21 protein-coding genes and 1 tRNA gene are annotated in these 22,157 nt (G+C 60.9%); 8 read left to right on the top strand and 14 right to left on the bottom strand.

Features of this window, described 5'->3' with window-relative positions:
* Positions 1-107: 107 nt before the first annotated feature.
* Positions 108-1,094: a hypothetical protein gene (locus M1E05_RS01030; RefSeq protein WP_458112593.1), complete on the bottom strand. Its 987-nt coding sequence runs from the start codon at positions 1,092-1,094 to the stop codon at positions 108-110.
* Between the two features lie 154 nt (positions 1,095-1,248).
* On the opposite strand from M1E05_RS01030, the gene M1E05_RS01025 reads away from it, so the two are divergent.
* Both M1E05_RS01025 and M1E05_RS01020 read left to right on the top strand, forming a co-directional pair.
* Complete coding sequence (locus M1E05_RS01025; RefSeq protein WP_458112594.1) at positions 1,249-1,794, top strand: peptidylprolyl isomerase; 546 nt, start codon at positions 1,249-1,251, stop codon at positions 1,792-1,794.
* 10 nt (positions 1,795-1,804) lie between these two features.
* On the top strand, positions 1,805-2,689 hold the full coding sequence (locus M1E05_RS01020) for a rhomboid family intramembrane serine protease (protein ID WP_461164181.1): 885 nt from the start codon (positions 1,805-1,807) through the stop codon (positions 2,687-2,689).
* Between the two features lie 728 nt (positions 2,690-3,417).
* Here M1E05_RS01020 and M1E05_RS01015 read toward each other — a convergent pair.
* Together M1E05_RS01015 and M1E05_RS01010 are read right to left on the bottom strand one after the other, a co-directional pair.
* Positions 3,418-4,023 carry a DNA-3-methyladenine glycosylase I gene (locus M1E05_RS01015; RefSeq protein ID WP_461164180.1) on the bottom strand — a complete coding sequence of 202 codons (606 nt, stop codon included), beginning with the start codon at positions 4,021-4,023 and terminating at the stop codon, positions 3,418-3,420.
* Between the two features lie 46 nt (positions 4,024-4,069).
* Positions 4,070-4,321 (bottom strand): cell division protein CrgA, encoded by a 252-nt coding sequence (locus M1E05_RS01010; RefSeq protein WP_247041683.1) that lies wholly within the window; start codon positions 4,319-4,321, stop codon positions 4,070-4,072.
* A 173-nt stretch (positions 4,322-4,494) separates the two neighbouring features.
* Here M1E05_RS01010 and M1E05_RS01005 point away from each other — a divergent pair, with 173 nt between their 5' ends.
* From M1E05_RS01005 to M1E05_RS00995, 3 genes are read left to right on the top strand one after another with little or no spacing between them, the layout of a single operon-like run.
* A complete protein-coding gene (locus tag M1E05_RS01005) occupies positions 4,495-5,271 on the top strand; it encodes a class E sortase (RefSeq protein WP_461164179.1) in 777 nt (258 codons plus the stop codon).
* 1 nt (position 5,272) lies between these two features.
* Positions 5,273-5,443, top strand: coding sequence for a hypothetical protein (locus tag M1E05_RS01000; RefSeq protein ID WP_461164178.1), 171 nt, complete (start codon positions 5,273-5,275; stop codon positions 5,441-5,443).
* Positions 5,440-6,078 carry an aminodeoxychorismate/anthranilate synthase component II gene (locus tag M1E05_RS00995; protein ID WP_458112600.1) on the top strand — a complete coding sequence of 213 codons (639 nt, stop codon included), beginning with the start codon at positions 5,440-5,442 and terminating at the stop codon, positions 6,076-6,078. Before M1E05_RS01000 ends, M1E05_RS00995 begins: the two co-directional genes overlap by 4 nt.
* 96 nt (positions 6,079-6,174) lie before the next feature.
* Here the strand turns inward: M1E05_RS00995 and pknB are convergent, their stop codons facing one another.
* The 7 genes from pknB to M1E05_RS00960 are packed head-to-tail and all read right to left on the bottom strand — an operon-like array spanning position 6,175 to position 15,797.
* Positions 6,175-8,094: a Stk1 family PASTA domain-containing Ser/Thr kinase gene (gene pknB / locus M1E05_RS00990; RefSeq protein WP_461164177.1), complete on the bottom strand. Its 1,920-nt coding sequence runs from the start codon at positions 8,092-8,094 to the stop codon at positions 6,175-6,177.
* A 31-nt stretch (positions 8,095-8,125) separates the two neighbouring features.
* Positions 8,126-9,937 (bottom strand): protein kinase domain-containing protein, encoded by a 1,812-nt coding sequence (locus tag M1E05_RS00985; protein ID WP_461164176.1) that lies wholly within the window; start codon positions 9,935-9,937, stop codon positions 8,126-8,128.
* Positions 9,934-11,391: a peptidoglycan D,D-transpeptidase FtsI family protein gene (locus M1E05_RS00980; RefSeq protein ID WP_461164175.1), complete on the bottom strand. Its 1,458-nt coding sequence runs from the start codon at positions 11,389-11,391 to the stop codon at positions 9,934-9,936. The genes M1E05_RS00985 and M1E05_RS00980 overlap by 4 nt, the downstream gene beginning before the upstream one ends.
* The gene (locus M1E05_RS00975) at positions 11,388-12,848 is read right to left on the bottom strand and encodes an FtsW/RodA/SpoVE family cell cycle protein (RefSeq protein WP_458112603.1); all 1,461 of its coding nucleotides are present in this window, start codon (positions 12,846-12,848) and stop codon (positions 11,388-11,390) included. The genes M1E05_RS00980 and M1E05_RS00975 overlap by 4 nt, the downstream gene beginning before the upstream one ends.
* On the bottom strand, positions 12,845-14,560 hold the full coding sequence (locus tag M1E05_RS00970; RefSeq protein WP_461164174.1) for a PP2C family protein-serine/threonine phosphatase: 1,716 nt from the start codon (positions 14,558-14,560) through the stop codon (positions 12,845-12,847). Before M1E05_RS00970 ends, M1E05_RS00975 begins: the two co-directional genes overlap by 4 nt.
* A 2-nt stretch (positions 14,561-14,562) precedes the next feature.
* A complete protein-coding gene (locus tag M1E05_RS00965) occupies positions 14,563-15,054 on the bottom strand; it encodes an FHA domain-containing protein FhaB/FipA (RefSeq protein ID WP_458112605.1) in 492 nt (163 codons plus the stop codon).
* Positions 15,051-15,797 carry an FhaA domain-containing protein gene (locus M1E05_RS00960; RefSeq protein WP_458112606.1) on the bottom strand — a complete coding sequence of 249 codons (747 nt, stop codon included), beginning with the start codon at positions 15,795-15,797 and terminating at the stop codon, positions 15,051-15,053. Before M1E05_RS00960 ends, M1E05_RS00965 begins: the two co-directional genes overlap by 4 nt.
* A 366-nt stretch (positions 15,798-16,163) precedes the next feature.
* On the opposite strand from M1E05_RS00960, the gene M1E05_RS00955 reads away from it, so the two are divergent.
* Positions 16,164-16,246 (top strand) — tRNA-Leu (locus M1E05_RS00955).
* Positions 16,247-16,346: 100 nt separating this feature from the next.
* On the opposite strand, the gene M1E05_RS00950 is transcribed toward M1E05_RS00955, so the two are convergent.
* From M1E05_RS00950 to M1E05_RS00940, 3 genes are all read right to left on the bottom strand, one after another.
* Positions 16,347-17,054, bottom strand: a complete 708-nt coding sequence (locus tag M1E05_RS00950) for a FadR/GntR family transcriptional regulator (RefSeq protein ID WP_461164173.1) — start codon at positions 17,052-17,054, stop codon at positions 16,347-16,349.
* Between the two features lie 10 nt (positions 17,055-17,064).
* The gene (locus M1E05_RS00945; protein WP_461164172.1) at positions 17,065-18,192 is read right to left on the bottom strand and encodes an L-talarate/galactarate dehydratase; all 1,128 of its coding nucleotides are present in this window, start codon (positions 18,190-18,192) and stop codon (positions 17,065-17,067) included.
* Positions 18,193-18,301: 109 nt separating this feature from the next.
* Entirely contained in the window at positions 18,302-18,994 is a 693-nt protein-coding gene (locus tag M1E05_RS00940; RefSeq protein WP_458112609.1) for a TetR/AcrR family transcriptional regulator, read from the bottom strand.
* Between the two features lie 142 nt (positions 18,995-19,136).
* Here M1E05_RS00940 and M1E05_RS00935 point away from each other — a divergent pair, with 142 nt between their 5' ends.
* Positions 19,137-20,579: a flavin monoamine oxidase family protein gene (locus M1E05_RS00935; RefSeq protein WP_461164171.1), complete on the top strand. Its 1,443-nt coding sequence runs from the start codon at positions 19,137-19,139 to the stop codon at positions 20,577-20,579.
* A gap of 27 nt (positions 20,580-20,606) precedes the next feature.
* Here the strand turns inward: M1E05_RS00935 and M1E05_RS00930 are convergent, their stop codons facing one another.
* On the bottom strand, positions 20,607-21,215 hold the full coding sequence (locus M1E05_RS00930; protein ID WP_458112611.1) for a TetR/AcrR family transcriptional regulator: 609 nt from the start codon (positions 21,213-21,215) through the stop codon (positions 20,607-20,609).
* A 107-nt stretch (positions 21,216-21,322) separates the two neighbouring features.
* Between M1E05_RS00930 and M1E05_RS00925 the strand changes: the two genes are divergently transcribed.
* Positions 21,323-22,156: an alpha/beta fold hydrolase gene (locus M1E05_RS00925; protein ID WP_461164170.1), complete on the top strand. Its 834-nt coding sequence runs from the start codon at positions 21,323-21,325 to the stop codon at positions 22,154-22,156.
* Position 22,157 lies beyond the last annotated feature (1 nt).

Below are 22,157 nucleotides of genomic sequence, written 5' to 3'. Positions count from 1 at the left end.
CTGATAGGTTTGTCCTCGGCCGGTACTGGACGGTAGCCGAGTGCAAAAAGGGCCCCGCCTCGGCGGAGCCCTTTCCTGCTTTCCACCCGCTGCGCGGGTGGTGTCAGTTACTTCTCTGTGGGCTTTTCCGCTTCACTGGTTCCGTTTGTGTTCATACCGGCGGCGATGTTTTTCACAGCAGTCTTGGCATCCGTGGCCACCTTGGCACTGGCGTCCTTGGCGGCCTCGGTGGCGTCACCAGCGGCCGAGGCAACGCCGCTTGAGGAGGCGGCTGCTTTGTCAGCGACGTCGGCAACTTCCTCACCAGTATCTGCCACCACACCGGTTGCTGCATGTTTGCCATCGGCAAGGGCATCCCCCACGGACGTCGCGGGAACCGGAGCAGGTGTCACCGGGGCGGTGCCAACAGGGGTGGGCGTCTTCCAGGGATCTTCCACCGGCTTGGAAGCCTTCCAGGCCGCGACACCGGCTGCTACGGCGGCAGCGATCACTCCGAAGATCAGCAAACCGCGGTTCTTTGACTTCGGGGCTGCGGCCTTTTCCTTCGTGACGGCGCGTGTGGCTTCAGCAGCGGCGGCCTTCAGCTGGTGGCTGGTGGTCTGCGCCTGCTCCTGGATGGTGTGAACAATTCCCACGTCACCGAGCTTCTGTGCCACTGCGTCCACCCGTGCCGGAGCATTCTCCAACGTGCGATGGACGACTTCGGATGCCTGGCCGATCTGGTCTGAAAGTCGCGGCAGGTATTCCACAACAACGCGGTCGCGGGCATTGGTGATAACGGGGGTGGCCTTATCCAGAGCCTCGTGAAGCCGCGGAGTAGCGCCCTCTACTACGTCATGGATCTTCGGCGCCAAGGTGGCCAGGCCATCCTGGATACGGGGGGTGACGGTGGCAACGCCGTCGGCCAGGTTATGGGCCGCCGACTTCAACCCTTCCTGGATCTTGGGAGAGGCGGTGTCAATGCCATGCTGCAGGCGGGGAACTGCCCAGTCCACCGCAGCCTCCACGCGGGGGCCGGCCCAGTCCTTGGCATTCTCTACTGCGGAGCTCACTGAGTGCTCCACGTCGCGGGCAATACGATCCGATTTCTTCACAACTACCTCCCGATTAATGTGGCGGTTCTTTCGTTAGCCTACGTGGATTGAACCTCACCGGCTATTCTTCACTGGCAATTCCGACGGATTTCACCCAGCGCGGAACTCCCTTCCAGACTCTTTGCACCCGGACCCACCATGGAAGAATGGCTTTATGACTGCCATCGCAACTGCAAAAGCAACCATTCACACGAGCCTCGGCGACATCGTCGTCGACCTCTTCGGAAACCACGCGCCTAAGACCGTCAAGAACTTCGTCGGACTGGCAACGGGCGAGCAGCCCTGGACGCACCCCGAAACCGGTGAGGACAAGACCGGTACCCCGCTGTACAACGGCACCATCTTCCACCGCATCATCAAGGACTTCATGATCCAAGCCGGCGATCCGCTGGGACGCGGCGTGGGTGGACCGGGTTACAAGTTCGACGACGAAATCCATCCTGAACTGACGTTCAACGAACCTTACAAGCTGGCCATGGCCAACGCCGGAATCCAGATGGGCAAGGGCACCAACGGCTCACAGTTCTTCATCACCACCATCCCCACCGACTGGCTGCAGGGCAAGCACAGCATCTTCGGTGAAGTTGCTGACGAGGAATCGAAGAAGGTGGTTGACGCGATCGAGGGTGTCCGCACCGGCATGGGCGACCGTCCCGTCGAGGACGTCACCATCAACAGCATCGACATCGAACAGCTCTGATTCAGCTCCCATGAGTTACGGAATACCGGCGGCCGAGCCGTCCGCCCAGATCCCGGTTTGCCCCAGGCATCCGGACAGGCCTTCTTACGTCAGGTGCCAGCGCTGCGGCCGGCCTGCGTGTCCGGAGTGCCAGCGGGCGGCCGCCGTCGGGTTCCAATGCGTTGACTGCGTCAACGAAACAGCACGGACGACGCCGGGTGTCAGAACCGTTTATGGCGGCGCCGTTGCCACGGGCCGGCCGTTGGTGACGTTCGCGATTATCGCGGTCTGTGCATTGGTGTACGTGCTGCAGTGGGTAGTTCCCGGACAGTTCGTCATCAGGCAGTTTGCGTACAACAACTTTTTCATCAGCCCGGAATACGGACAATTTCAGCCCTGGCGGATGCTGACGGCGGCCTTCCTGCATTCCCCCGGGTTTATCCTCCACATTGTGTTGAACATGTACATGCTGTGGATGTTCGGCCAAGCGTTGGAACCGCTGCTGGGCCGCGCCCGGTTCCTCGCCATCTATCTCCTCTCTGCCGTTGGTGGATCCGTTGGTTATCTGCTGCTCAATCCCATCTTGATACCCGGACAGCAGGGTCTCGTACCCGTGGTCGGTGCTTCGGGCGCAATCTTTGGACTCTTCGGCGCCATGCTGGTGGTTCAACGGCATCGTGGCGGTGATACAAGGCAACTCTGGGTCCTGATCGCAATCAACGGGGTCATTGGATTCATTGTCCCGGGCATTGCGTGGGAGGCTCACCTGGGTGGGCTCGTGACGGGTGCGGCATGCGCCGCCGCTGTTGCGTATGCACCAAAGGGCAAGCGGCGGGGGCTCCTGCACGCCGCTGGACTTGTGCTGGTACTGGCGGCTCTGGTGGCCCTGTCCTGGTTCCGGGTGGCAATGGCTTAAGTTCACCCACCCAATCAAGATGCACTTATCCCCCGGTGGCCTTCGGCCACCGGGGTTTTTTGTGGCTCTGATTATCCGGCCGATGTGAGTGGGAATAGACGGACTGCCGGTTCAATGCAACTTTTCCACAGGACTTATCCACACTGTGAGTAACTTACATGGCTGTAGTTCAGGTTCTTGGGCGGGACAGAAGCCCGTTGCTGGCGGTTTTCCACGAGTGGCAGGCAGTTTTGTCCCCAACTGTGGATAAGTAGGGACGCTCCAACTGTTGTTAAGTGGACAACTTCTCCCGCCTTCAAGCTCCCTTGTGAATATTCCAAGGATGCCTTGGAGCTCGAATCCGCAGCGTTATGCACAGGTGTTAATAACGCGGGCTGTCAGCCGGTTCGGGGCATTCCCTGCCAGTAGGCGGAACATAGAGGTGAGTAGCGGATACCAGTAGACGTTATCCCCAACTGTGGATAACTTTGTGGAACTTCTGTGGATAAGAGTACCGTAGCCCGCACCGCTGGAAAGTTTTCAGAAGCTCCTTGGATATCCACAGGTGAATCCACAGTGTTAATAACTCAGGAAAATGTGATCACGTGCCGGAACTTCAGAGTTGTGGCTTCTATCAGGGGCCCATCACACATGGTGGCCAGAGCTTATGCACAGTGTGGATAACTTTGCCCACAGCAAACGGGGTAAGCATTTCAGCGAACCGTCACGGCTTTTACGGAGGGCCGTGGTTACGAACTCCAGATGCCCGAGGAGCCTCTCCTGTGGCTGTCCACAAGGTGGGTATCGATCATCCCGATGGCTTCCATCAGGGCGTACATGGTGGTTGGTCCAACGAACACAAATCCGCGCTTGCGGAGGGCCTTGGACAGGGCGATTGATTCAGGCGACGTCGAGGCGGTCTCTGCGAGCGTCTCAGGCTGGGGTGTCGTTGCAGGTTTGAAACCCCACACTAAGTCCACCAGGCCGCCGTCGGGCCTTAGTGCAATGGTGGCCTGGGCATTCGTGATGGCGGCACGGATCTTGAGCCGGTTCCGGACGATTCCGGAATCCAGCAGCAGCCGTTCGACGTCGGCCTCCGTGAAAGCCGCGACAGTCTCGGGGTGGAAGTTGTGGAAGGCTGCCCGGAAAGCCGGACGTTTCCGCAGAATGGTTGCCCAGGAGAGTCCGGCCTGAAAAGCTTCAAGGCTGATGCGCTCATACAGACCCTGCTCATCCCGAACGGGAAGTCCCCATTCGGTGTCGTAGTACTCCCGCAGCAGCGGGTCGCTGGCCGCCCACGGGGGTCGCGCCAGTCCGTCGTCGCCGACGACGGTGCCGTTGCCCTCAGCAGTCATGCTTCAGCTTTCCCCGTCCAAGGATGTGGACGGACACGTCAGGTGTTCAGGAACGCCAGCGCGTGGTCATGAGGAAGCCGAGAATGGCGATGCCAAATCCGGCAACTATGTTCCACGACTCCCACTCGCGGACAGGAAAGGCGCCTTCGCTGATGTAGTACGTGATGATCCAGAGCAACCCGATGATCATCAGGCCGAACATGACAGGCTTGAACCACACCGGGTTTGGCTTGTAGGCCTGCGCTGCTGCTGGCTGTGCCGCGGATGCAGTCCTCTTGCGTGGCTTCGACTCGGGCACGGGTCCTCCTTGGCGGGCTGAATCAAGAGTGGCGCCCTTGGCTTGGTATCCTGCAATGAGGAAACGTCGGCGGTCAGTGCCCTCTTGGTCACGTTTGAATTCTTACTAGCAGCCAATTCTAGCTGTAATTCAGCCGGAGCCGGTGCCGCCGCTCACGCCGAAGGGGAGAATCAGTGCTGCTGCAGGAGAAGGAGACGCGCGTTGCTGTGCCACCGCCGCGCGCCGGTGTTCTCCGCACCGCTGTCCAGGTCCTGGGTGAGCTGCTCATTACGGCGGGGGTCGTTCTGCTGCTGTTCGTGGCTTGGCAACTGTGGTGGACCAACGTCGAGTCCGATGCCAAACAGAGCGAAGCAATAAAGAACTTCGTCCAGGAACTGGGACCGCCCGCTCCCGCATCTGCAGCGCCTGCGAATCCGGCAGATTATGGACCGCCGGTGGTCTCGGAGCCTCCAAGTCATGGCGGAACAATCGGAATCATGTACGTTCCCCGCTTCGGAGCCGACTACACCCGGCCGATCGTCCAGGGTACGTCCACCGATGTCCTGGATACCCTTGGACTGGGCCACTATAAGAACACGTCCATGCCGGGAGCCGTGGGGAATTTTGCGGTGGCAGGCCACCGGCAAACCCACGGCGCGGTACTGGACAACATCCATACGCTCGTTCCCGGGGACAAGATCTACGTCCAAACGAAGGACGGATACTACGTCTACGTTTTCCGTAACAACCAGGTTGTGTTGCCCACCAGCACGGACGTTCTCCTGCCAGTACCGGCCCAACCCGCGGCAACACCGACCGAAAGCTTCCTGACCATGACCAGTTGCAACCCACGCTTCGGGGCGCAGGAGCGCATCATCGCTTACTCCGTGCTCGAACGATGGCAACCTGCCTCGGCAGGACCGCCGGCCGAAATCGCCGCGCAAGTGGCCAAAGCCCTCGGGGAGGGTTAAGGTGTACGGCTGGTTATTCCGCCACCTTCCCGGGCCCCTGTGGCTGCGCATCCTGACATCGCTGGTGCTCGCCGCCGCGGCAGTGGTCCTGATGGTTCAGTTTCTGTTTCCCTGGCTCTCACAGTTCACCCAGTTCACCGACTCAACGATTGGTTCAGGAACCCAGCCATGACTACCAAAATCCTCGTCGTAGACAACTACGACAGCTTCGTTTACACCCTGGTTGGTTATCTCCAGGAGCTGGGGGCGGAAACCACGGTGGTCCGAAACGACGACGTCACCCTCGCCGAGGCCATTGAGCTGGCTGAGACCCGTGACGGTGTACTGGTCTCCCCCGGCCCCGGCACCCCGGCTGAGGCAGGTGTCTGCATTGAACTGATCAAGTGGTGCGGAGATCAAAGCAAGCCCATGTTCGGAGTTTGCCTGGGCCATCAGGCCCTTGCCGAAGCGTACGGCGGAACAGTAACCCATGCACCTGAGCTGATGCATGGAAAGACCTCGCTGGTTGAACATCACGGGACAGACGTATTCCTGGGTCTGCCGTCTCCGGTCACCGCCACACGTTACCACTCCCTGGCAGCGGTACGAGGGACCATTCCGGACGTCCTGGAAATCACTGCCGAAACAGCAACGGGTGTGATCATGGGGCTGAGGCACCGGAGTGCGCCTTTGAGCGGGGTGCAGTTCCACCCGGAGTCCGTTCTGACAGAAGGCGGATACCAGATGCTGGGGAACTGGCTGGAGTCCTTGGGAATGACCGGGGCTGCCGCTCGTGCCGGGAAATTGAGCCCGCTCATTAAGCACTGAGGCCTCAAGCACTGAGGCCTGCGGGCCGGCCTGCCCAGAGGGTGTGGCCAACTTATCGGCCTGCTCTGGCTGCGCCGGCTTACTGAGTGGACGGTCCTACTTTTTGGAAGGCGTGGCCGACGGCGTGGGGCTCGGCGTGGGTGGCGGTGCGGCCTTCGCCACGGTCACAGTTATTGTTTTGCCTTGTTCTACGAGAGCGTTCAGCGGGTCGCTTTGCTCCGTCACTCGCCCGGGTTCAACCTGGGAATTTTCGACTTCCCGAAGCGCCATCACCAGACCGAGGTTCTTCAGTGCCGCCTCAGCCTCGGCCTTGGGCAATCCACGCAGTTCCGGCATGGAAACCTTTCCAGTGGAGACCACGATCTCCACTGTGCTGCCTACTGCCACCACTTGCCCCGGGGCAGGATTGGTGGTGATGACGATCCCCGCAGGAACAGTGGCGCTATTGGCCATGGTGGTTGCCGGTGCCCCTGCAAGGCCAGATTGGCGGAGGACGTCCCGCACTGCAGCCTCCGTTCTCCCCGCCAGGCCTTCAGGGATCTTTACGGCACTGGGACCCTCGGAAATGTTCAGGATGACATCTGAATCGGGATCCAAGGACGTCCCGGCAGCCGGAACTGTTCCGATCGCGAGTCCCTTGGCAATGTTGTCGTGCTGGACGCGTTTGATCTGCGGACTCAAGCCGGCGCCGTAGAGCTTTTGCAGGGCTTCAGACTCAGTCAGCGAAGCCACCGCCGGGATATCCACCTGAGCTACCGGAGGTGGGGGCTGATTAACAATGCTGTAAACCCACGCACCGCCGCCAGCCAGCACCAACAAGGTGAAGATGACCAAAGTGGCGATCCACGTTCGACGCCGGGATCTCTGCCTCGGCGTACGCTCGCGTTCCGGTTCAAAGTTGAGCGGCAGTTCCGCTGCCCCGCGCGAATCGTAGGCTGCGGCAGAGCTGACCGAAACGGCGCTTTCTTCTCCGGAGGTGTCACTCAAAGGCCTGATCCTGCCGCTGGGCGACTCGTCGAGGAACTTGGCGCCAGTGAGGGATAAGGCTGTGGTCTCAACAGCCCGCTCCGTAAGGGGAACGGTATGGTTCGGATCAGTTGGCGCCTCAGTTGCAAGGAGTTCGGGCACGGCCACGCCGTTGCGTGCAGCACGCAGGGCGCGACGGAAGGCAGCAGCATCCTGGAAGCGATCCGCCCGGTTCTTCTGGAGCGCTTTGGCCAGAACGGTGTCCAGGGCAGGAGTGACGTCCGGGTTAAGGGTGCTCACAGGCTCAGGAATTTCCCGGACGTGCTGGTAGGCCACCGAGACAGGACTGTCCCCGATGAAGGGGGGCCGCCCGGCGAGCATTTCATACAGAAGGCAGCCCGCGGAATACAGGTCGCTGCGAGCATCCACCGTTTCACCACGCGCCTGTTCGGGCGACAGGTACTGCGCTGTTCCCACTACGGCCTGTGTTTGCGTCATTGTGGCCGACGAGTCCGCCATGGCCCGGGCAATACCGAAATCCATGACCTTGACTGAACTGGAGTTGGTGCAGAACATCACGTTGGCGGGCTTTATGTCACGGTGGACAATACCCGCTTTGTGGCTGTACTCCAGTGCGGACAGGACGCCTAAGGAGAAATCTATTGCTTGGTCGATGGTGACTTCATCTGCACGGATTAGATCCCGGATGGTCTTGCCCGAGACGTACTCCATAACGATGTACGGCACCCTCACGGTGTCCTCCGGGCCGCCCGGCACTGCATGCTCGCCCGTATCGTAGATAGCAACGATCGAAGAGTGGTTCAGGGCAGCGACTGCTTGCGCCTCGCGTTTAAAACGGGCCTGAAACTGGGGATCCCTGGCCAGGTCAGGGCGCAGAAGTTTGACCGCAACAGTTCGTCCAAGGCGGGTATCAATCCCGCGATAGACGTCGGCCATGCCGCCCCGGCCAATCAGCTCGCCGAGTTCGTAACGACCGTTAAGGACGCGCTGGGTATCCACCGGGAGGCTGTCCTCCCGGTGTGACGGCATGCGGGGCGAGTCTGACACAGTTCTGCTCTGCCTAAGGAGCCGGTGAGGTGGTAGTCGGACGGGAACCCAATCCCAACGGCTTGGAGAGGTGATAGGTCACCACGGATCCGGCGGGTACCTTCATCCCGGCTTCAGGTTCGGAGCTGACGAATGTTCCGGCAGGTTGAGTTGGAGCGCCGGTCACGTCATCACCCTTGGCCCACCGCAGCCCGGCAGCCTGAATGGCCTGCTGGACTTGAGTTTCGGTGCTGCCGACGCTGATGGCAGGAACCGAAAGCATCTCCGGGCCTTTGGAGTACGTCACTGTGATGGTTTCGCCGGGCTGTACGGGTCCTGACGGATTGATGTCCGTCACAGTGCCTGGGGCCGCGTCGTTGAAGACCTCGTCGCCCTTGACCGTCAACCCAAGGCCGATGAGCTCTGCCCGGACTTCGTCATACGGACGTCCCTTGTAGGCGTCCGGAATGAGGTTGATGGCAGCCGGAGTGCTCTGTGTTGGTGTTGGCGTGGGAGTCGGTGTCGGTGAGGCCGATGTCCGGGTGGGCGTGGGCGTGCTGTTGGTCGGTGCACTGACCGACGGGGCAGAACTGGTTGCCGCCGGTTGGGGGAACAAGAGGCCCGATTGCGTCAGCAGGAATCCGATGAGCGCGAAAAGGACCAACAGGATGAGTGCGATCAAAGGCCATGTCCAGGGGCTGCGTCCGCGACGCTGTGGCTCATCAACGGGCTCGTCGTAATCCTCTTCCTCTTGGATCCACGTCCGTTCGGCGGCGAGGGCATTCGCGCGCGAGAGGGTATTCCGGGCTCCCCCTTCTTCTCCGTTGGCGGCTGCGGCTCCTGCCGCTGCGCCGGCGGCAGCCGCGCCGAGAACGGGCAACGCGGAGGTCGACGCCGAACCGTTCCTTTCAGCGCTGGATCCAATGACGCCGGTGGGTGCCGTTGGAATATCCACGGGTGCCGTGATGGGGCCGGTTGTGGCTTCGAACAGCAGCATTCCGGGCACGGCGGCGTGGGCAGCGGCGATGTCGCCGTTGCGGATAGCCTCAGCCGCCTCTGCCAGCTTGATGGCATTGGCGGGACGGTTTTTGGGATCTTTGGAGAGCATGGACATCAGGAGCGCCCGGACCGGCGTCGAAAGGGTCTCGGGAAGAGGCGGCGGGGCGTCGTTCACCTGGGCCAGGGCAATGGCGATCTGGGACTCACCCGTGAAGGGGCGGTGGCCTGTCAGGCACTCATATCCGATCACTCCAAGGGAGTAGATGTCGGAAGAACCGGTAGCTGTTTGTCCGGTGGCTTGCTCAGGGGCAAGGTACTGGGCCGTGCCCATCACCTGGCCCGTCTGCGTCAGCGGCACTTGGTCGGCCAGGCGAGCGATGCCGAAGTCTGTAACCTTGACCCGGCCCTCCGGGGTGATGAGCAGGTTTCCTGGCTTGATGTCACGGTGCACCAGGCCCTGGTCATGGGCGACGGCGAGAGCCCGGGCAGTCTGGGCAATTATGGACATGGTGCGGTCCGGTGAGAGCACCTGCTCATGTTCGATAATGCTGCTCAATGGCTGGCCGGGTACCAGTTCCATGACAAGGTAGGCGGAACCTTCTTCCTCACCGTAATCAAAAACGTTGGCGATGCCTACGTGATTCAGGAGGGCTGTGTGGCGTGCCTCGGCACGGAACCGCTGGAGGAACCCGGGGTCGCCCGTGTATTCCTCCTTGAGCACCTTGATGGCTACGATGCGGCCAAGGATCAGGTCTTTGGCTTTCCAGACCTCTCCCATGCCGCCAATCGCTATGCGAGTGGTCAGCTGGAACCGCCCGCCGAGGGTGATTCCCGTTGTAGGCCTCACTTATTCAACACCGCCTCAAAAATCTTCTTTGCATTCGGACTGGTTAGCTGTGCGCCGGTAGTGATGTCCACGTCTTGCATGACGATGGTGACTGCCACCTGCGGGTCGTTGGCCGGGGCGAACCCGGTAAACCATGAGTTGTTCAAGCCATCGGTACCGAGCTCCGCGGTGCCGGTTTTGCCGGCTACCTGCACACCGGGAACTGCAGCGCCCCGTGCAATGCCGTCACTGACCACACTGGTCATCCACTGTGTAATCTGGCGCGAGATTTCGGGCGTAGTAGAGGTGCGAAGGACCTCTGGTTTCGGCTCGTCGATAATCCGGAGATCCGGTGAGCGGAGGGTTTTGATGAGATTGGGCTTCATCTGAACACCGCCGTTGGCAATTGCCGAGGTCATCAGCGCGACCTGCAGCGGAGTGGCCTTTACGTCCCGTTGCCCGATGGAAGACTGGGCCAGCCCGGGGCCGTCCAGGTCCGTGGGGAAGCCAGGCTTGGCATAATCGAGCTTCAATTGATCGCCCAGTTCCTCACCGAAGCCGAATTTTTGGGCCTGGTTGGCGATGGCATCACGGCCGAGATCGAGCGCAATACTGGCAAAGGGAGTATTGCAGGACTGCTGGAGGGCGAACGCGAAGCTGGCAGTGTTCTGCGTATAGCAGTTACCGCCGGCGTAGTTGGGCAGCCGATACTGGATGCCCGGAAACGAGAGTTCGGCCGGGTTTGGGAGCACACTGTCCTTGTTGTACTTCCCGGAACTGAGGGCGGCTGCGGTGTCTACGAGCTTGAACACCGATCCCGGAGCGAGCTCGGCTCCAGTGGGGCCGCTGACGTTCTGGTTCAGGTTGATCCCTGGGACCTTGTTGAGCTCGTTGATGTTCGCTTTTGCCGCACCTTCGTCCTGGGTGGCAACGAGGTTGGGGTCGTACGAAGGCTTGGAAACCATGGCAATGATGTCTCCCGTCTTCGGGTTGGTCACAACGATGGAACCGCGCTGACCGTCGGGGATGAGGTCGTAGGCCAGTTTTTGGATTTCGGGGTCAAGGGTAAGTTCCACCGAGGCTCCCTTTGGCTGGTTTCCCAAGAAGAGCTGACCGATCCTATCCAGGAAGAGCTGGTCCGAGCTGCCGGTGAGCTGCTCGTCCATTGTTTTCTCCAACCCGGAAACACCGAATTCCTTGGAGAAGAAGCCTGTGATTCCGGCGTAAAGTTCCGGCTGGGTGTAGGTCCGCTGGAATTTGCAGGAGTCTGAACCCGGGACGGACTGGGCAACGGGTGTACCGGCGACGATGATGGCACCGCGGTCGTTGCAGTAGTTCTGGATGAGGGCCCGGCGGTTCCAGGGGTTTGCCTTGAGCTCGTCTGCCCCAATTACCTGGACAAAGCTGATGGCGCCGAAAATGAGGGCGAACATCGCGATTGCTGCGATCCATGAGTGTCGAATGGCCTGGTTCACAGTTGTTTCACCGCCTCAGTCTGGGAGTCAGTCCGGATTTGCGGGGTCCTCCGCGGCGCAGGGGACACGGGTTGCCCGGGAATCGCTGGAACAGCCTGCCTGTTGTCGGTTTCCGTGCCCGGAGGAAGGGGGGTGGTGTCCACCGGGCCCCGCGCGGCGTGGGAGATCATCAGGAGCAGGCCCACAATGATCCAGTTGGCGAGCAGGGAGGAACCGCCTGCCGCCAGGAACGGAGTGGTGAGTCCGGTCAGCGGTATGAGCCGGGTGACGCCTCCGATAACCACGAAACACTGCAGGGCAATGGCGAATGACAACCCGCACGCCAGCAGTTTCCCGAAAGCGTCACGGGTTCCCAGAGCGGCACGGAAACCGCGGGTGAAGAGCAACAGGAACATCATGACGATGGCAAACAGCCCAAACAGTCCCAGCTCCTCACCGAAAGAAGCAATGATCATGTCGCTGTTGGCGAAGGGCACCATATTGGGCCGGCCCTGCCCCAGCCCTGTGCCAACCAACCCGCCACTGGCCATCCCGAAGAGGCCCTCGACGATCTGATAGCTCCCGCCGAATGTCCGGCCGTAGACCTCATCTGTGAAAGCGTTCAGCCAGCCGTTAATGCGGAGGCCCACGTGCGAGAAGACATTGGAGGCGACAAACCCGCCGCCCAGGAGCAGTCCCACACCGATTACTACCCAGCTGATGCGGCTGGTCGCCACGTAGATCATGACGATGAAAAGCCCGAAGAACAGCACCGAGGAACCAAGGTCCCGCTGGAAAATCAGCACACCGATGCTGACCAGCCAAGCCGTGATCATTGGTCCCATGTCCTTGAAGCGGGGGAACTGCAAGGGACCGATTTTGCGGCCGGCCAAGAGAATGAGGTCCCTGTTGGAGGAAAGATAGCCGGCGAAAAATATGGCCAGCGTTATCTTGGCGATCTCACCGGGCTGGAACGTCATCGGTCCCAAACGGATCCAGACCCGGGCGCCGAGGATCTCTCCCGCGGAGATGCCGGGGATCAGGGGAAGGACAAGCAGCAAGGCGCTCACCGCAAGCGAAATGTAGGTAAAACGTCGCAGGACGCGGTGGTCTTTGAGGAACCAGATGACGGCGATGGCAACGGCCATGGCGATCAGGGTCCAGCGCAATTGGTTGTTTCCCGTGTCATCATCCGGGCCGTCCAAACGGTGAATCATGGCAAGGCCAAGGCCGTTCAGCGCAACCACCAGCGGAAGTATTACTGGGTCGGCATATTTTGCCCGAATCCGGAGAACGACATGAAAAACCAGAGCCGCTACGGCTAACAGGCTTGACTGGAACCAGAAATCGGTGTCGAACGCCTTTTCCTGATCCACGCCCACGAGGGCGTTAGCGCTGATTCCAACGGCCAAGGCCAGAAGCAACAGCAGAAGTTCGATGTTGCGGCGGGGCTTGGGGGCGCCATCTGTTTGCGTCATTTCACCACCTCGCAGTTCTGGTTGTTCTGTCCCGGTGAAACAGAGGGGGAAGGTGTACGCGCCGGCGAGGGTGCCGGGGTCCCGGTGGGGCTCGGGGCGGGGCTCGCTGCGCCTGCAGTACCTGAAGGCGCTGCGCCTGCTGAGGGTGAAGGGCACGCTTCGGAAGGTGAAGTGGTCCCGGTTTCCTGGAGGTTCTTCACGATCCGCTGGGCATCATAGAGGTCACGCGCAGGTACAGTCTGGCGGACGCGCTGTTGGGAAAATTCAGGCAGGGAGGACACTGGGATCTCGGTTACCGCTTCGAGGGTGGAGAGTTGGATGGGACCAAGGCGCTGGGAGACGCCGTTGTAGATGGCTACGCGCTGGTCGTACTCCCCGATGTAGTAGCGGGTTTGAGTCCAGGCGTATCCGAGCCAGAGGCCAACGCCCAGCAGAAGCAGGACAACCACTGCCACGGCCATGCTGAGCCAACGCCGCGGCCGAAGTGACGAGCGGTAGTCCTCGTAGTCGTCGCGTGTCTGGTCAGACTTATGAGTGAGGACGGTGGCAGCGCGGCGGGCAACAGTGCGTCCTGCAATGGAGGGAATGGATCCCGTTTCAGCCGCAGTGGCAGCGGCCCCCACGAGTTCATGCGGCCTGCTGGCCAGCTCTTCCTTCAGAACCTCGGCTGACAGATGTTCTCCGAGGTTGGGATCAGTGCTCGTCCCTGACTCATCGTCCCCGTTAGCTTCCTTGCCTGCAGCCGGTCCGTCTGAAGGAGGAGGCGCGTCGGCGTCGGCACCGTCGCGGTCCGGGACGACGGCGCGGGTGGAACCCGGGTTTGCAGGTGCGGATCCGACGGCCGGCGACGGCGCAAAATCCTCGGCAACAGTGGCTGTGATGGTCTCCGTGGTGGCGTTATCGGTCGGGACGATCTCGACGGCGGCTGTACTGACGTCGTCGAGCGTTTCCTCTGCTATTTCGAGCATCACCACGGTGACGTTGTCCGGGGATCCTGCTTCCAGGGTGAGATCAACGAGCGTGTCGGCGCATTCGCGGAGGCTTTTTGTCTCGCGAACGGTTCGTTCAACAACGTGGCCCGCGACGTAGTTCAGTCCGTCAGAGCAGAGCAGCCAACGTTCTCCGGGCTGGACGTCCAAGGCGTCAAGATCCAGTTCGGGACTGGCGTCAACGTCGCCCAACACCCTCATCAGGACGTTCTTGTGGGGATGCGTTTCTGCCTCTTCGGGCTTCAGGCGGCCTTCGTCGATCAGCCGTTGGACGAAAGTGTGATCGACGCTGACCTGTTCAAAAACGCCGTCACGCAGCCTGTACGCACGGGAATCCCCGATGTGGGCAAAGTGCAGCTTGCCATCAGCCAGGAGCAAAGCCGTGACGGTGGTACCCATACCGGCGAGCTTTGGATTCATGTGGACGAGTTCGGAAAGCAGGGAGTTCGCCGTCTGGATCTCATCTGCCAGGACGGTGGTGGCATCGTCCTCATAGGTGTCCTGGTCAAGGTGGATCATGTCCAGGACGGTCGCCGCAGATGCCACGTCCCCTCCCGCGTGGCCACCCATACCGTCTGCCACAACAGCCAGGTGGCGCCCCACATAGGCGGAATCATCGTTTTTTGCCCGCACCCGACCGACATGCGAGCGGGCTGCGTAGCGCATGATGAGGGGCCGCTTCGAGGCAACTGCCTTGTCCGCGGGGACGTCCGGGGCGGCCATGGCTATGGCCTCAATTCAATAACCGTCTTGCCGATTCTCACGGGGACGCCGATCTCAACCGGAAGGGCCCGGGTGAGCTGTTGATCAGCCAGATACGTGCCGTTCGTGGAGCCGAGGTCCTCAATGAACCAGCGGCTGCCTTGCGGGAACAGCCGTGCATGCCGGCCGGAGGCGTAGTCGTCCTCCAGAACCAGGGTTGCTTCCTGTGCGCGCCCCAACAGAATAGGGCTGGCCGCGAGAGGAATGGTGCGTCCCTTGAGCGGTCCTTCAGTAACCACCAGTTGCCGTGCCTGCTGCCTTACGGGGGGAGGCGCAGCTTCTGCCAGATTGGGATTGCGCCGCATCTGGCGCGCTGTGGGTACACCTGTTGCCGCTTTCTTGCCGATCATCAGATCACGGCGCATGGCGGCAACAATGCTGAAGATCAGGACCCAGAGCAGCAGAAGGAAGCCGAAGCGAAGAACTGTGATGGTCAGGTCACTAACATCATTCACGCGCGACCACCGGTGTTGGCGGGCAGGAGGCGAAAGACAATTTTGGTCCGTCCCATCGTGATGGTTGAGCCGTCGGTCAGTTCCACGCTACCTGCCACCTTGTGTCCGTTGACGTAACTGCCGTTGGTGGACCCGAGGTCCACAGCTTCCGTGATTCCCTTGGCGGTGCGGACCTCAAGATGGCGTCGGGAAACGCCTGTGTCATCGATGAGGATATCGGCTTCCGACGAACGGCCCAGAACAATCGATGCTGCATTGAGTGAATAGCGCTGGCCGTCGATGTCCAGGACAGGCTGCATCCGTACTGGCTGACGCGCCGGAGCTGCCGGAAGGTTGCTGCGCGGAGCGGGCGGCGCTGACGGCGCACCCGTGGACTTCTCCGTCCTGGAGCCGATTTCGAAGTCTCCCGCACGGAGGACGTCGTCGCGCTGGAAGGAGATCCGCACTGGACCCTGGAGCGTATACCCCTGGCTCCGAACGTGGGCGATGACAACATCACAGAGCTCTTCCGCGAGCGGAGTGCCCCATTCCTGGGCCCTGACGAAGTCCTCGTCGCTAAGCCTGACGTCAAAAACGTTGGGGGCGAGGGTTCGTCCGGCGGCAATGGTGATGGCCTTGTGGTCGACTTCGCGGCGCAGGCGGCTCGCGATTTCCACAGGCTCCACTTGCGCGCGGGAACCGGTGGAGAAGACGCCGCGGACGGCCTTTTCAATGCCGCGCTCGACTTTGTCCAGCAATCCCATGGTCCCTCTCCTTTCCTCACGGCTGCCGTGCAGCTAACGCTTTCGAACACAAGTTGATCAGACACAAGTTCATACCCGGAGGGCGTGCAGGGCGCAGCCACTCCTACATCAGATACTACTGGGCACCACTGTGAATGGCCTTAATGGACAACGTCCACCCCGCAAGAATAGTTCGTTCCGTCCGCCTGTGCAGGGTCCTGCACACCAGGGCGCGGCACTTTCGACGGCGGTGCGGTAGCTTGGTGCCCTACTGACCCGTGTATGGGCGATTCGCGTTTTACCGTGATTGTCCGTTATGCTTGATCTCGCTGCTTTTACGCAGGTGATGGTCCTGATGTTGGACGGTCAACAGCTAAAAGAAGTTGCGCGCGAGTGGCGGAACGGCAGACGCGCTGGCTTCAGGTGCCAGTGTCCGAAAGGGCGTGGGGGTTCAAATCCCCCCTCGCGCACGCAAATTAAGAACCCCGGTCTTAGGACCGGGGTTCTTTTCTTTAAGCCTGATTCGGAATCGGGTTTTGCTTTTGGAATCAGTCGGCCGGGGCTGCGCAGTCAGTCGGAGCCACCCCGCTGGGCCGCGATCAGCCGGCGTCGCGAATTCACCAGGTGGTTGCGCATGGCCGCCGCGGCAGCCGGCTCATCCTGTTCCGCGATGGCGGCATAGATGGACCTGTGCTCCTGTGTCACTTGTTCGAAGTGGTCACGGGCGTAGTCCTCGGCTGCAGTGATGAGCCTTGTTCGCGGCATGGCGATCATGGTCTGACCCAGGTTGGCCAAGCACTCGGAGTAGTAAGGATTGCCCGTTGCGGCTGCAATTGCCCGATGGAAGCCGTAGTCGGATTTCATGGCATGAGCGGGGTGGTCTGAATTGGACATGAATTCTTCGAGCGAAGCCTGAACAGCCTTCAACTGACGCTCACTGCGGTTCTTGGCTGCAAGGGCCGCACTTTCACCTTCTACCCCCATGCGGAACTCGATTAGGTGCAACCGGTCTTCCAACGTAGCCACAGGCCGGGTTCCGGGTATGGCAGCTTGGCCGGCCATCGGGGGCGTCAGGACAAAACTGCCGCGCCCGCGTTCAGTCTCCACCAGTCCCTCAGCCTGGAGCCGGGTCAGGGCGGACCGGACCACCGTCCTGCTCACACCGAACTCGCTGATCAAGGTGTTTTCGCTCGGCAGTTTTTCTCCGGGCTGGATTGTCCCCTCAACAATGCGGTTCCGCAGGTCTGCTGCGAGGTCGGCGGTCAGGTTTCGGCTCATGCCCCCAAGATTACGCGCCAACTTCCACCGAATCGGTGGTCCAGGCACGTGCCTGATCGCTGAGGGTCACCCCAAGGCCGGGGCGGTCGGGGACCAGCATCCTGCCATTTTTGGTTTCAAGCCGTTCGTTGAAGAGCGGATCCAGCCAGTCGAAGTGTTCAACCCAGGGCTCAGTCGGATAGGCCGCGGCCAGGTGGAGGTGGATCTCCATGGCAAAGTGCGGGGCAAGTCCAAGTCCCCGTTCGTCTGCGAGGGCGGCGAGGCGGAGGAACTGGGTGATACCGCCTACCCGGGGAGCATCGGGTTGGATGATGTCACAGCCGTTGGCGGTCATCAGTGCTTTATGCTCAGCCACCGAGGCCAGCATCTCCCCTGTGGCGATGGGCGTGTCCAAGGCCTGGGCGAGTTGGGCATGGCCGTCGAAGTCGTACGCATCCAAGGGTTCTTCGATCCAGATGAGGTCGAATTCCTCGAGCCGCCTGCCCATCCGCAGGGCCGTGCCGCGGTCCCATTGCTGGTTGGCATCGACCATCAGCGGGACCTCCCAGCCTATGTGTTCCCGGACTCCCGCAACACGCCGCAGGTCCTCTGCAGAATCGGGCAGGCCGACCTTGATTTTGATACCTCCGATTCCTTCCTCAAGGCACTGCGATGCCCTGGACTTGACCTCTTCCAGTGTGGCGTTGAGGAATCCTCCTGAGGTGTTGTAGGTCCGCACCGAGTCACGGTAGGAACCCAGTAATTTGGCAAGCGGCAATCCTGCCCGCTTGGCCTTGAGGTCATAAAGTGCGACGTCGATTGCCGCCAGTGCTTGAGTGGCAACTCCGGAACGGCCTACCGAAGCGCCGGCCCAGAGCAGCTTGGTATAGATCTTGCCGATGTCGTTGGGATCCTCACCGAGGACTCCCTCCACGACTTCCTTGGCATGTGCATACTGGGCGGGGCCTCCGGCACGCTTGGAGTAGCTGAAGCCGAAGCCGGTGTGGCCTTGTTCGGTCAGCACTTCGGTGAAGAGGAAAACCACTTCCGTCATCGGCTTCTGGCGACCGGTGAATACCTTGGCGTCACTGATCGGCACAGCCAGAGGCAGGCGGGCCGTCGAAAGTTTGACGTGACGGATGAGATCGATGCTGCTCATAGTTCTCCCTTTGCGCTGAATGCCAGGCGGCATTGCCTGGAACTTATAATACAAGCTTTTTACTTGTACTATAAGCTTCCCGGGAGTTGGTTTTTTACGCTATTCACGCTTAATGCTGACGCAGCGCTCCAAAGCCGGTGATCAGCGCATCGAGACCCAGGGTGAAGGCGACATCCGCTGGCCTTTCATGGCCCAACCGGGCCAGGCTCTCCACGGCACCGCTGAAATTTGGAGTGCTGCCCGCCATGTCCCCCGGATCGAAGATGTCTGCGGGGGCTGTGACGTCGTAGGCGGAGCCGAAGATGAACGATTCCAAAGCCACGATGGCCGGGATGATCTGTTCCGCTGGAAAGCCTGCGTCGCTAAACCCCGCGCTTACTGTCTCGTACATGGCCAGAGTCTGGGGAGCGTCCGTGACCGGGAGTACCGCGATGACAGGAATCAGGGGCGTGTGTTGGGCGAAAACGTCGCGGTAGCTCCACGCCCATTGCCGCACGGCCTCGTCCCATGGTTCCCTGCCGAAAGATGAGACATCCACCAGGGCAGCAAGGTGATCCTCCACAAGCAGGAGTACGTCGTCTTTGGAGGTGACGTGGTTATAAAGGGCGGAGGGTGCAACGTTCAGTGAGCGAGCCAGAGCTGCCATAGTCAGGCCGTCGTAGCCGCTTTTTTCGATCAGCTTCAGAGCCGCAGCCGTAATTCCCGCCTTGTCCAAAACTGCCGACGACGGGCGTCCGGCCCTGCGGCGCTCCGCTTCTGCCCGGAGGGGAGCCTCTCCGGAGGCGCGCGTGGATGCCGGCATTTACAGACCTTTCTCAGATGGGTTTCCCAGCATTATTCCACCGCTCCCTTCCCGGGCACCCCGGAACGCGCTATAGTTTCATATAAATGAATGGCATTCATTTAGTGGTACGCATCACCTTGCGGCCATAGAAAGGGACATCATGCTGGAACTTGATCGCGACGTCGTCGTCGTGGGCGCGGGACCATCGGGGCTTACCGCAGCCCGTGAACTGAAAAAAGCCGGCCTCAGCGTCGCTGTGCTGGAAGCCAGGGACCGTGTGGGCGGCCGCACCTGGACCGACACAGTTGATGGAGCCATGCTGGAAATCGGCGGACAATGGGTTTCTCCGGACCAGTCGGCTCTTATGGAGCTGCTGGACGAGCTGGGCCTTTCCCTCTATTCCCGTTACAGGAGCGGCGATTCCATCTACGTCGGTGACGACGGAAAACACCACCGGTACTCGGGTGGATCCTTTCCCGTTGGTGAAGCAACAGCAGCGGAAATGGACAAGCTGATTGCCCTGCTGGACGGGCTCGCAGCAGAGATCGGAGCAAAAGAGCCCTGGGCCCATCCGAAGGCACGCGAACTCGACACCATCTCGTTCCATCATTGGCTTCGCCTCCATTCTTCCGACGAGGAGGCCTGCAACAATATCGGGCTGTACATCGCCGGCGGAATGCTCACCAAACCTGCCCACGCCTTTTCAGCACTCCAAGCTGTCCTGATGGCAGCGTCCGCAGGGTCTTTCAGTCATTTGACCGACGAGGACTTCATCCTCGACAAGCGGGTTGTCGGCGGGATGCAACAGGTCTCCCTGTTGCAGGCAGCGGAACTGGGTGACGACGTCGTACTTAACAGTCCTGTTCGCACGATCAGCTGGGCAGTAGACAGCAAAGCCGGAACCGCGGCCCGCGAAATCCCCGATCACCGCGTGACAGTTCTTTCCGAGCGCGCCACGGTCAGGGCGCGCTTTGTGATTATGGCGGTGCCGCCAAACCTGTACTCCCGCGTCTCCTTCAATCCGCCGCTCCCTCGCCGGCAGCACCAGATGCACCAGCACCAGTCTTTGGGCCTGGTCATCAAGGTCCACGCCGTGTATTCGACCCCCTTCTGGCGTGACGAAGGGCTGTCCGGAACATGCTTTAGCGCCAGTTCCCTGGTGCAGGAGGTCTACGACAACACCAACTACGGGGATACCCGCGGCACACTGGTTGGCTTCATTTCTGATGAAAAGGCGGACGCCGTCTTCGAACTGGACGAAGAGCACCGCCGTCGGGCAGTTCTGGAATCCATTGCCGGGTTCCTTGGTGACAAGGCACTTGAGCCGGAGGTGTACTACGAATCAGATTGGGGCTCGGAGGAGTGGACGCGGGGCGCTTACGCCTCAAGCTACGACCTCGGCGGGTTGCATCGTTATGGCAAGGATCAGCATGCCCCCGTTGGGCCGATCTTCTGGTCCTCTTCCGACCTCGCCGCCGAGGGTTACCAGCATGTTGATGGAGCCGTTCGGATGGGGCAGTTGACGGCTGCGCGGATTGTGGAGGCGACCGGAGGCGGTGACCTTCCGCTGGCCGGCGCCGGGAAAGTCACCGTTCCGGCATAGTGGTCACTGGCGGTGCCATCTCCGGCGTTATCGGTGTGACAGTGCCGAGTCGATCAGTACTTCGGCAGCCGCGCGGGCTTGCCTGGCCGGCTCGGCACTGCCGGAGATCGCCGCAGTGGTCTGCGCCCCTTCGGCCAGGATGGCGAGCTGCGGCGCCAAAAAAGGCGGCGCGCCGATCTCGGCCGTGAGCGTTGAAAGGTACTTCTGGAAGTCATCCTTGTGGCTTCGTACGATCTCAGCGACGCGCGGAGATGTGCCTCCAAGCTCACCGAAGGAGTTGATGAAGGCGCACCCCCGAAAGTCCTCCTCGGTGAACCAGGAGGCGAGGAAGTCGTAGATGGCCAGGAGCCGCTCACGGGGTTGGATCTCGCGGGCTACAGCTGTTGCCACTCCCTCCGTCCATTTTCGGTGACGGCCCAGCAGGACCTGTTCAACGATCGCGTCCTTTGACGGAAACAGCCGGTAGAGCCGCTTGAGCGAGATTCCGGACGCGCTACGAAGCTCATCCATCCCGACGCCTTGGACGCCTTTGGCGTAAAACAGTCGGTCCGCCGCTTCAAGAGCTGCCTCACGCACGGCATCATCATCAGGCGACCCGGAAGACCCCCTCGTCAGGGGTGCACTCACATTTGCCACCGGATCTCCTCACTTCTTCAGTTTGACTTGCGCGGATAACGATCGTTCTCTATAGTAGTTCATGCCACCAGAGAACGCTCGTTCTCTGCAATCGAAAGGATCAGCCCATGGCTTTCATTACGGTTGGAACAGAAAACAGCACTGACATCGAGCTGTACTACGAGGACCATGGCGCCGGCCAGCCTGTGGTGCTCATCCACGGTTACCCTCTGGATGGCCATTCTTGGGAGAAGCAGAGCGCGGCCTTGCTCAACGCCGGCTACCGGGTCATCACCTATGACCGCCGGGGTTTCGGGCGCTCAAGCCAGCCCACCGCCGGATACGACTACGACACCTTCGCAGCCGATCTGAACGTCCTGCTCGAAACCCTCGACCTCCGCGACGCCGTCCTGGTGGGCTTCTCAATGGGGACAGGCGAGGTGGGGCGCTACCTGGGCACGTATGGCTCCGGACGTATTGCCAAAGCAGCTTTCCTCGCGTCTTTGGAACCGTTCCTCCTGCTGACAGAAGACAACCCCGAAGGCGTCCCGCAGGAGGTCTTCGACGGAATACTCGACGCCGTCACCACCGACCGCTACGCCTACTTCTCCGACTTCTACAAGAACTTCTACAACACGGAAGAGAACCTGGGAAGCAGGCTCTCCGAGGAGGCCCTGCGCAACAGCTGGAATGTCGCTGCCGGCGCTTCCTGGTACGCCTCGAGTGCTGCTGTGCCCACCTGGACCACGGATTTCAGGGCGGACATTCCGAAGATCGACGTTCCCGCGCTCATTCTGCATGGAACCGCGGACAACATCCTCCCCATCGACGCTACCGGGCGGCCCTTTTACAAGGCTCTGCCCACAGCCGACTACGTGGAGATCGAGGGAGCTCCGCACGGACTTCTGTGGACCCATGCTGAGGAAGTGAACGAGGCTCTGCTCGCCTTCCTCGCAAAGTAGA

It is taken from the genome of Arthrobacter sp. R4-81 (assembly GCF_054792365.1).
This window is presented reverse-complemented; position numbering and strand designations above follow the sequence as displayed.